This window comes from Paraburkholderia gardini (assembly GCF_907164575.1).
Classification (GTDB): domain Bacteria; phylum Pseudomonadota; class Gammaproteobacteria; order Burkholderiales; family Burkholderiaceae; genus Paraburkholderia; species Paraburkholderia gardini.
Genome location: NZ_CAJQYY010000033.1, coordinates 27790 through 37830, shown reverse-complemented (window position 1 = coordinate 37830; position 10041 = coordinate 27790). Strand labels below are relative to the sequence as shown.

Below are 10041 nucleotides of genomic sequence, written 5' to 3'. Positions count from 1 at the left end.
CGTGCAAAATCAGTTAGACTCGACGCAGCTTGAGTCTGGCCCCTCAAGCGTTTTTACGTTTCCCCTCCACTCAGTAAAGCTCAGGCAGTCGATGCGCTATTCGGTCGAAATCAAGAAATTTTTGTACAGCCAGTACTTCTATGGCGGACTGCGCATTGCGGTGGGCGTATCGTTGCCGGCCGTGCTTTGCCTCGTCGTGTTCCATAACCGCGACCTGGGGTTCACGATCGCCACCGGCGCACTCGGCGCCTGCGTCGTGGACATGCCCGGCCCGCTCAAGTACAAGCACAACGAGATGCTTGCCTGCACGGTGATCGGGTTTCTTTCCGCGCTCGCCACCGGGCTCGCCACGGTCAACTCCGTGGCGCTCTGGTGCACCGTCGTCCCGCTTACGTTCGTGCTCTCGCTGATCGTCGTCTACGGCAACCGCTGGCCGCAGATCAGCTTCGCGACGCTCTTCATGATGATCATGACGCTGGAGGACCACTTCACGCCGGTGCAGGCGCTCGTCAACGCCTCGTGGATCCTGCTCGGCGGGCTGTGGTACACGTACTGGGCCACGCTGGTGAGCCGCTGGCAGATGCACCGCATCGAACAGCAGGCGCTCGCCGAAGGCGTATTCGCCTGCGCCGATTACCTGCTGGCCCGCTCCGATTTCTATGACCTCGATCGCGATCTCGACGAGTGCTATCGCAATCTGGTCGCGAGGCAGATCGCAGCGGTCGAGCGTCAGGATGCGGCTCGCGACATCGTACTGCGCAACCTGCCGAAACTGAAAAGCGGCCGGATGGACGGCCGCCGTGCCGCCCTGTTCAATCTCTTTATCAATACGGTCGATCTGCATGAACTAATAGTCGGGGCGCACACCGACTATCCGCTGGTGCGCAATACGTTTGGCGGCTCCGACCTGCTGATCTTTTATCGGGATCTCATGCGCAAGGTCGCAGCCGATCTCGAGGACATCGGGCTCGCGGCACTGCGTAACCGGCCGCCACGCCTGCGTATCAGCACGAAAGCCGAACTGCGGGCCATCGAATACGAACTCGAACAGCTGCGCAAGCAGGACGTGCAGGCGAAAAACCCGGAGGCCTACGCCGCGGTGTCGGCGACCTTCCGGCGCATCTGGAGCGCAACGCGTCTGATCGACCGGATGCGGAAGAGCCTGGCTGACGACGCCAGCGTGACGGAAACCGAAGTCCGTGTCGACCAGGCACTGTCACGCTTCATCTCCAGCCGCCGCGTACCGTTCCGGCAGATCTTCTCGAACCTGACCATGGCGTCGCCGAGTTTCAGGCACGCGCTGCGCGTGACGATCGCGGTCGCGGTCGGCTTCTGGCTTGGCCGTCTGCTGCCGCTCACGAACGCGTACTGGATCGTGATGACCACCGTCATCATCCTGAAGCCTGGCTATTCGCTGACAAAGCAGCGCAACGGGCAGCGGATCATCGGCACGATGATCGGCTGCGCGGCCAGTATCGCGCTGATGATCTTCGTGAAGGAACCGCACATCCTGCTGATCGTGATGTTCGCCTCGATGGTGATGAGCTACAGCCTGTTGCTGTTCAATTACACGGCAAGTGTCGTGTTCACGTCGTCGTATGTTCTGTTGATGTTTCATCTGCTCGCGCCGGGCAGCCTGCACATCATCGGCGAGCGCGCGATCGATACCGTCGTGGGTTGCGCGATCGCGATCGCCGCGAGTCATCTGTTTCCGTACTGGGAATACCGGCTGATGGGCAAGCTCGTCAACGACATGATCTCGGCGACCCGGCAGTATCTGGAAGCGAGCTGGTGGTGGAGCGGCAAGCCTGCCGCGGCGAGCGCCGGCATTTCCGCGACGGCGGTAACCGAAGCGGGTGCACGGGCACCGGTCGCGGCGCTGGCGGAAGTGTCGGCAGGCGGCGATACGGCTGTGCTCGCGCCGTCAGTCGTGGGCAACGTGGCGCTCAATCCGGCCGCCGGCGCCGCAACCGCTGTGCCCGGCGTGTCGCCGAAAACAACCGCCACGCCCTCCGCAAAGACGCCCGCCGCCGCAGCCGCCACTAACGCGCTCGATCGCGACTTCCGTTATCGCCTCGCGCGCAAGAACGTGCACGTCGCGTTTGCGAATCTCGGCCAGGCGTTCCAGCGCATGATGCTCGAACCGAAGTCGGTACAGAAGTTCGTGCCCGAACTGAATGACCTGCTGGTTCGCAGTCACGTGCTCGCGTCGCACATCACGGCCGCCGCGCCGTTGTTGCGCACGGCGGCGCAGCAAAAAGACGACGTGTCGCTGAACTCGCTGCAGCGTGCGCTCACCCTCGTGCGGGACAACCTGAGCGAAGCCGAACTGGGAAGCGCGCCGCCGGCCGATCAGGCCGACATCGCGAAACAGATGACGCGCGAACTCGACACCACGGTGGTGGAAGCTGAACAGTCAGCGGGCTATTCGACGGACGCGGTTCATGACCTGAAACAGCTCGCGCATCAGTGCAAGCAGATGATCGCGGCGGCCTCGCAGATTCGCCGCGACGCGAGCGTGATCAGGTTGCCGGAAGACTGACAGACCTGATCCAACGCGGCATGCCGCGTTACTGCGAGGCGCCGGTCGCGCCGGTCGTGCCGGTCGTCGTTGTTGTGAGCGAGGCGGCCTGAGGCACCGATGCATTTTGCTGGTCGAACTCGCGCTTGTCCTTGATCGAGTTATAGGCCAGCGTCCCGATCACGATCAGCACGACGACCACGATAAATACGGCGACGCCAAAAGTCGGATTCTTCCTGCGCGGTTCGTTCATGAAAACACCAGAGGGTGGGTTGTGTCGAAGGAAGCGGCATTCTACGCCCGCAGTCCTTGCACTCTGCTTGCAGTACGCCGCTGGTCGCGCGGCTGGCTTTGCATGTCGACCGCCACCGGGCAATCAGCCAGCACTCGCATGGCCGACGTGCTCCGCGCTATCTACGTGATCGCCGTCTCGCGCACGGGCAACGCCGTCGAATACTTGATCTGCTCCATCGCAAAACTGGAGCTGACGTCGTAGAGCGGCACCGCATGAATCAGCAGTTTGTAGACGCGGTCGTAATCGTCGATGTCGGACACCACGACGCGCAGCAGGTAGTCCGTCTCCCCGCTCATGCGGTAGACCTCCACCACTTCGGGAATAGCCTGTACGGCGCGCGTAAACATCTGCGCCCATTCCTCGGTGTGCTGGTTCGTGCGCACGGCCACGAACACGGTTGTCCCGACGCCCAGCTTGCGCGGGTCGCACAGTGCCACCTGCGCGCGAATCACGCCGGCTTCCTTCAGCCGTTGCACGCGCTTCCAGCAAGGCGTCTGCGACAGGTTCACCTTCTGCGCGAGTTCCGCGACCGGCATCGTAGCGTCCGACTGAAGCAGTTCGAGCAGCTTCCGGTCGATAAGGTCCATTCCCATGAGGGCACCCAGGTAGAAAATTATTCTATTTTTACGGCATCAAGGGAAATTATATGGAAACTCTTTCTCTGTGCAAACCGGTATAAATGTCGTTGTCCGAACACCACACAACAACACATCCAATACCGCCATGAGTCACGACGCCAACCTGATGCCCTCCGACCGTGCCACCCTTACGCTCGCTGGCGCGGACACCCGACGTCTTCAGGCGCGCGAGCAGCAGGCCATGCGGCCGCTCGCGGTCATCGACCGGCTGTGTCGCTCGCTCGACAATGCTTTTGGCGGCCCCGCCCGCTGCGTCAGCCACGTCGAGTCGTCGCACGAGGCGGATTTCGCACGCGCCGTGCGCGCCGCGCTGGCCGAAGCCATCGCTGACGACACCCTGCTGGGCTCCACGCAGCGCGAAGGCTCGCCTGACGGCTATCGCCGTCATCTGCTCGCCGCCGATCCGCTTGGCCGTTACGCTGTCGCCGCCCTCGTCTGGATGCCGGGCCAGATGAGCCCGGTGCACGCCCATCACACGTGGTGCGGCTACGCCGTCATTGAAGGCGCGCTCACGGAGACGGTTTTCGAATGGAACGAGGCCGGTCAGTGCGCGTCCGAAGTGCGCACTCATCCGCGCGAGCGCAGCGCCGTGTCGTTCACGCGTGCCGGGCGAACCGGCATTCATCAGCTCGGCAATCTCAGTGACGCACGCGCGGTGTCGCTGCACGTGTATGGCGTGCAGGGCGAACAGATCGCCACGCACGTGAACGATCTGCTCCGCGTCGCCGCAGCGACCGAAGGCGCGGCCGAGCGCACCTTCGCATGACGGTTATGTCGCGTCGCTAGTTTCTGCCGGTCTCACCGGCAGTCGGGATCTGCGGCGCGACGGGCGCCGTTTCACCCGTGGATGGCGGCGCCGGACGCGGCGCGTGCGACACATCGCGTGGCGCCACGACCGGAGCAGCCGAAGCCTGCGCATGGCCCGCGCCCGTGGCGTGCATCGCCGCGTGCGTTTCTTCCCGCTCGATATCGACCCCGGCTTCATCCTTCGTCGACGTATAGACGCGCATCTGCGGTACCGGAATCTCGATGCCGGCATCGTCCATCTTGCGCTTCAGGCGCAGATTGAACGCGCGCGCGACGCTCCATTGCTGCAGCGGCCGCGTCTTGATCTGCCCTTTGACGACCATCCAGTTCGGATCGAAACGGTCGAGTCCCCATACTTCGACGGAGCCCAGCATTTCGCGTCGATAGCGGAAATCGGCCATCAGATCGGCGCCGACTTCCCGAATCAGGTGCGTCACCTGATCGACATCCGCGGAGAACGGCACGCGCACCTCGAACACCGCGTACGCGAAATCGCGCGACAGGTTCTTCACGATCTTGATCTGCGAGAACGGAATGGCGTGAATCGCGCCCTGCCCGTCGCGCAGACGCACCGTGCGGATCGTCAGGTGCTCGACCGTACCGGCGTGACCGCCGTCCACATCGATCCAGTCACCCACTGAAATCGTATCTTCGATGATGATGAAGAGCCCGGTGATCAGGTCGGTCACGAGCGACTGCGCGCCAAAACCGATCGCGAGTCCGATCACGCCCGCGCCGGCCAGCAGCGGCGTCACGTTGATACCGAGATTCGCGGCCGTCACGATTCCGGCGATCATCAGGATCGTCACGAGCAGCGCGTTGCGCACGAGCGGCAACATCGTGCGCGCGCGCGTGCTCGTATTGCGCCCTTTCGTGCGCGGGCTGCTCGGGTTGAGTGCTTCGAGAATCGCCGTGTCGACCAGAATCCAGATCAGCCACGCGACGAACACCGTGGTGATGATCGCCGTGACCGCGTGCGCGATGCCGCGCGCGGTGACGCTTTCCTCGACGAATTCCGCGATGGAAATGTCCCACAGGCGCGCGGCGAATTCGAGGAATGCAAGCCAGATGAACAGCACCATCAACGTGCCGATGAAGCGCAACAGACGCGACACGTAAGGCGAGCGACGCCGGCGGCGGACGTCACCGGGGCGCGTGATGCGCAGCACGATCGCGCTCATGAAGAACGCCAGCACCAGCAGCAGCGCCGTCAACACGGAAATCTGCAACACGTTTTCGCTCGTGCCGATGCCAGCGATCGTCGCGATCACCGAGACGGCCGCGAGCAACAGCATCGGCAAATGCCAGAGCGATGCGAGCACGTCGAATGCATCGGTGGCGGCCTTGTGGCCGTGCCGCTGCTCATACGAGCGATTGCGGATCAAATGCGCGACGGGACGGCGGAACGCAAGCGCGAAATAGCCGGTGAGTAGCGCGGCTGTCATGTTCGCCACCGTCGATACCAGCGCCGCGAGGTTCGGGCCGAGTTGATGCGCGACGTCGTAATTCACGGCCGCGTCGCCCAGCGCGCTGCAGATGCCGATCACGAACAGCAGACGGCGACCGTGCGCGAGCAGCAGCCTCACCGCGACACGCCGGTGCCCGGAGCCGAACAGCGAGAACATGATCAGGCAGATCGCCGAGAACACCGCGCCGGCAACGATCGCATAGGTGATCACCATGCCGAGCGTGCGGCCGAGCGCGACCGGCATCGCGCGCGCGAAGAGCAGCGCGGCGACGAACGCGACGATCCACGGCCCCACTCGCCTGAGCGCGAAAATCAGCAACTCGCGCGTAGTGGGATTCGGCTTCAGCTCATTGACCACGCCAAAACGGGCGTACATCCGCTTTTGCAGATAGATCAGGCCGCCTGCGCAGGCGCCCCAGCCGGCCAGCATGGTGAAGAGGTCGAGCAGCACGCGGCCGAACGACTCGCGGCCCTGACTCGCGACGATCGTGTAGACCTCGTTGCCCGCCGCGTTGAAACGCCCCGCCCAGTAGCGCAGCGGCGTGCGGCCGTTGCTCACGTCGGTTTCGACCGATGCGATGCCCGAAGCGATCGCACCGAGCAGACCCGAACCCGGTTGCGCGGGCGCGACGGGACTCACGGTCTTCGACACGTCGCGCAGCTTTTTCAGCTGCGTGACGAGCGCCGTGCGCTGCCGGTCGTTATCGAGCGTCGAGATGACGTTGTCGAGCGAGCGCGACAGTTCGGCCTGGCTCGCAGGCGTCGGCGCGGACGCCGCCTCGGGCGCCGAGCCCGCCGCGGCGGATGACGCGGTCGCGCTGTTGATCAGGCTCTGCAACGCCGGAATCACCGGCGTGCCGGCCGCCCGCGCGAGTTGCGGCGCGCCCGTCAGCAAGACAGCGCACAGCACGAAGGCCAGCCATACAGCCGAAGACCACGCAGCGCACCACGACGGCGCGCGCGCGGAAGCAGACTGGCGGCGGGAATGTGGAAATGGCGACAAAACGGCGTGAGCGGCCGGTCGCGCGCCGTGCGACGGCGCGGTCCCGGGCTCACGCCGCGACGGGCATGACTTCATGAGATCCGGTGACAAAACGGGACATGCCAGTGTAGTCGCAGTTGCGGTGCGTCGACACTTACATGCGTAACCGGATGTTAGAACGCTTGCAGATACCGGCGCGGGCTGGAAACAGCGGGAAACCGCGCCGGTTTGCCCGCGAGTGGGCCAGTCAGCGTCAGTACGCGGCCGTCGCGATCTGACGAATGAAGCGGCCCTGCTCGATTTCATCGACGAACGCGATGGCGTAGTCTTCGGCGGAGATCGTGCTGTTGCCGTCCCTGTCGGCGACGAGCACGTTGGCAGCGGTGCGGAACGTGCCCGTACGCTCGCCCGGCGCGATCAGCGCGGCAGGTGCGAAAAACGTCCAGTCGAGGTCGCCGACCGTGCGGTAATACGCCAACGCGTCGCGGTGCGCGAGTGCAATCGCCTTGTAGGCGTCCGGGAAACCGGCTGTATCCACCAGTTGCGTGCCCGGCGCGACTTCGAGCGAGCCCGCGCCGCCCACGACCACCACACGCTTCACACCGGCCGTGCGCGCACCGTCGACCAGCGCTTTCGATGCCGCCACGATCGCGCCCAGGTCCCCCTGCGGCGGCGCATAGGCACTCGCGACGACGTCGCTGCCGCGCACCGCATCCGCCACGCTCGCGGCATCGAGCACATTCGCGGACGCCGCCGTCAGGTTGGCGACACCCGTCGAAACGCGCTCCGGATTGCGCGACAGCGCAACCACCGTGTGCCCGCGACGCGCCGCTTCCGCCGCGACGCGTGAACCGATCATGCCCGTCGCGCCGAACAGCGCGATTTTCAGTGCCTTGCTCATCCTGATGCTCCCGTTAAGTATTTATATGTAACCACATCGATTACATATATCAAGGAAAAAAGAGGGGCTTCGCCCCGTGTGAATCCTGCACCCTGCATTGCCGCGCCTTGTGCGCGGAAATCCCTGCTTTCGAATCCTTTAACCGCGCGCGCGTTTCTTGCCCCCGCGCTGTCGCTCTGCCCGCTCGACATCCGCCGTCGCATCCGCGAGTGTGCGTGCTCCAAGCGAGCTTTCCATGGCCCGCTGCGCGTCGTCGATGATGCCGCGCAGCACCACCTGAATGTTGCGCCCGACCATGCACGCCGGGTTCGGCTCTTCGCGATGAAGCCCGAAGAGTTGCGCATCGTCGACCGCGCGATAGATTTCCAGCAGCGTGATGTCCCGCGGCGCGCGCGCGAGCAATGCGCCGCCGCCCGCGCCCAGTTGCGACGTGGTGAGCCCGGCTGCCGACAGCATCGAAAGCAGCCGGCGCACCAGTACCGGATTGGTGTTCACGCTGCCCGCAATCATGTCCGACGACAGCGGCACGCCCTCCTGCAGCGACAGCAGCGCCAGCACATGCACGGCAAAAGCGAACCGGCTACTCGTATTCACAGCGACTGTTTCCGGCGACGATGTGTAACCATGGTAATTACATTTAACACTGACGTCAAATCGCCGGTCATTTGTCCATCTGCTTCTGGGCGTCGGTCGAATCCGTCGAGCTGGACGTCGATGTCGAAGCGGACGACGAGGCGGCCGTGCTCTGGCTCGACCACTGCTGAAGCTTGCGCCCGGTGGTCTGCAGGCCTTCGTCCGTCAGCGAGGCCGCGTGATCGATCGCCGCGCTGGTGGCGCTGGCGGCGTTCTGCAGGTTCGCCTGCGCCGACGATGCGAGATCGGCAGGATCGATCCTGACCGAAGGCGCCGAGGCGGCGGAATTGAGGTTCTGCTCGGCCGTGGCGCGCGTCGCGTCGACCTGCTGGCCCACGTAGCTTGCGGCCTGATCGAGTTTCTGGCCCGCGACCTGCGCGGCGTCATCGAGCTTGCCGGCGACCTGACCAGCGGATGCGTCGTTCTTCTGGCACGCGGCCAGCACACCGAGCAAGGCCAGCGCCAGCGCCGTACGGCGAATCAGAGGAGAGGAACGGAAAGAGATCATTACGGAAGTGAGCCGGGCTGAGCGGCTTCGATATGCGGAAACGCTGCCCATCATACGCCGTTGCCCGTTCCGTCCGTAACACACGCGCTTTGTCTGGCTTCATGCATTCATCCAGCGCACATTCCACCTGACTGCGAAGCTGTCAGGTCGCGCATCCGTCATGCACGCTGGAGTAGACTGCGGGAGCGTTCGATGTATTCCACCCACCACTGGAGGCATGCGATGGCAGCGAAGAAGATCCTGTTTCTGACCGGAGATTTCGCCGAGGATTACGAGACGATGGTGCCGTTCCAGGCACTGCAGGCAGTTGGCCATACGGTCGATGCGGTGTGTCCCGGCAAGAAAGCCGGCGACCGGATCAAGACCGCGATTCACGATTTCGAAGGCGATCAGACGTACACCGAAAAGCCGGGTCATCAGTTCACACTCAACGCCACCTTCGACGACGTCGATGCAACCCGGTACGACGCGCTCGCGATCGCCGGCGGCCGCGCGCCCGAGTATCTGCGGATGAACCAGAAAGTCATCGACATCGTGCGCCAGTTCGCCGAAGCGAAAAAACCGGTTGCGGCGGTCTGCCACGCGGCGCAGTTGCTGGCCGCCGCCGACGTGATCCGCGGCAAGCGGATCTCCGCGTACCCGGCCTGCGCCGCCGAAGTCAGGATGGCCGGCGCCGACTACGCGGACATCCCGATCGACGCCGCCGTCACCGATGCACCATTCGTGACCGCGCCAGCGTGGCCCGCTCACCCTGAGTGGATCCGCCAGTTCCTCGTGCTGCTCGGCACGCGCATCGAACTGTAATACCGCCTTGAACCGGGCTGCGGTTCGCGCAGCCCGCGCCACTTCCGGGCCAGCCCGCCCCCCATTTGAGACCAGTCTGATTTATCCAAAGAACGCGCTTTCCTATAGTCGCCGGTCGACTTTTGAGAGCCTTTCGATGGAACTGACAGACTGGATCGTTATCCTCGCGGTCGCGTTGATGGCGATCGCATTTTTCTGCCTGCGCGCGCCCACCGCCTGGTCGCTCGAAAACCGCATGCGACGCCTCACTGGAACGCGTCTGCTCGTGCAGGCCGCCATCGCGCTGTGGTTAGCGCTGCTGCTCGTTCAGCGCGGCGTGTTTTCGTTCGACGACGTCGCCGGGCTGCGTCCCGCGCCGCACGTCGTCATCGCCTGTGCATTGATTCTGGCCGCCGCCGCATGTTACTGGTCCGTGCGCGGCACCCGTCTGCTGAAACCCCGCCAGCTCTTCGCAACACCCTGGCGTTAGACACTGAAAGCGCGC

The 10041-nt window shown here is 64.2% G+C and carries 10 protein-coding genes; 4 read left to right on the top strand and 6 right to left on the bottom strand.

All coding sequences use genetic code 11. The features are described 5' to 3' along the window. Positions 1–91 precede the first annotated feature (91 nt). Positions 92–2542, top strand: coding sequence for an FUSC family protein (locus tag LPA34_RS23265; RefSeq protein ID WP_228982693.1), 2451 nt, complete (start codon positions 92–94; stop codon positions 2540–2542). 28 nt (positions 2543–2570) lie between these two features. Here LPA34_RS23265 and LPA34_RS23260 read toward each other — a convergent pair whose 3' ends face one another. Together LPA34_RS23260 and LPA34_RS23255 are read right to left on the bottom strand one after the other, a co-directional pair. Beyond that, positions 2571–2774, bottom strand: a complete 204-nt coding sequence (locus LPA34_RS23260; RefSeq protein WP_228982690.1) for a hypothetical protein — start codon at positions 2772–2774, stop codon at positions 2571–2573. A gap of 161 nt (positions 2775–2935) precedes the next feature. Next, positions 2936–3409, bottom strand: coding sequence for an Lrp/AsnC family transcriptional regulator (locus LPA34_RS23255; protein WP_228982689.1), 474 nt, complete (start codon positions 3407–3409; stop codon positions 2936–2938). Between the two features lie 130 nt (positions 3410–3539). On the opposite strand from LPA34_RS23255, the gene LPA34_RS23250 reads away from it, so the two are divergent. Further along, positions 3540–4220, top strand: a complete 681-nt coding sequence (locus tag LPA34_RS23250) for a cysteine dioxygenase family protein (protein WP_228982687.1) — start codon at positions 3540–3542, stop codon at positions 4218–4220. 16 nt (positions 4221–4236) lie between these two features. Here the strand turns inward: LPA34_RS23250 and LPA34_RS23245 are convergent, their stop codons facing one another. From LPA34_RS23245 to LPA34_RS23230, 4 genes are all read right to left on the bottom strand, one after another. Next, entirely contained in the window at positions 4237–6807 is a 2571-nt protein-coding gene (locus tag LPA34_RS23245) for a mechanosensitive ion channel family protein (RefSeq protein WP_228982686.1), read from the bottom strand. A 157-nt stretch (positions 6808–6964) separates the two neighbouring features. Beyond that, positions 6965–7612 (bottom strand): NAD(P)-dependent oxidoreductase, encoded by a 648-nt coding sequence (locus tag LPA34_RS23240; protein ID WP_228982685.1) that lies wholly within the window; start codon positions 7610–7612, stop codon positions 6965–6967. 138 nt (positions 7613–7750) lie between these two features. Further along, complete coding sequence (locus tag LPA34_RS23235) at positions 7751–8206, bottom strand: Rrf2 family transcriptional regulator (protein ID WP_228982684.1); 456 nt, start codon at positions 8204–8206, stop codon at positions 7751–7753. A 67-nt stretch (positions 8207–8273) separates the two neighbouring features. Further along, positions 8274–8753 carry a hypothetical protein gene (locus LPA34_RS23230; RefSeq protein ID WP_228982683.1) on the bottom strand — a complete coding sequence of 160 codons (480 nt, stop codon included), beginning with the start codon at positions 8751–8753 and terminating at the stop codon, positions 8274–8276. 222 nt (positions 8754–8975) lie between these two features. On the opposite strand from LPA34_RS23230, the gene LPA34_RS23225 reads away from it, so the two are divergent. Together LPA34_RS23225 and LPA34_RS23220 are read left to right on the top strand one after the other, a co-directional pair. Beyond that, positions 8976–9557: a DJ-1/PfpI family protein gene (locus LPA34_RS23225; RefSeq protein WP_228982681.1), complete on the top strand. Its 582-nt coding sequence runs from the start codon at positions 8976–8978 to the stop codon at positions 9555–9557. A gap of 136 nt (positions 9558–9693) precedes the next feature. Continuing rightward, positions 9694–10026 (top strand): hypothetical protein, encoded by a 333-nt coding sequence (locus tag LPA34_RS23220; RefSeq protein ID WP_228982679.1) that lies wholly within the window; start codon positions 9694–9696, stop codon positions 10024–10026. The last annotated feature ends 15 nt before the right edge of the window (positions 10027–10041 follow it).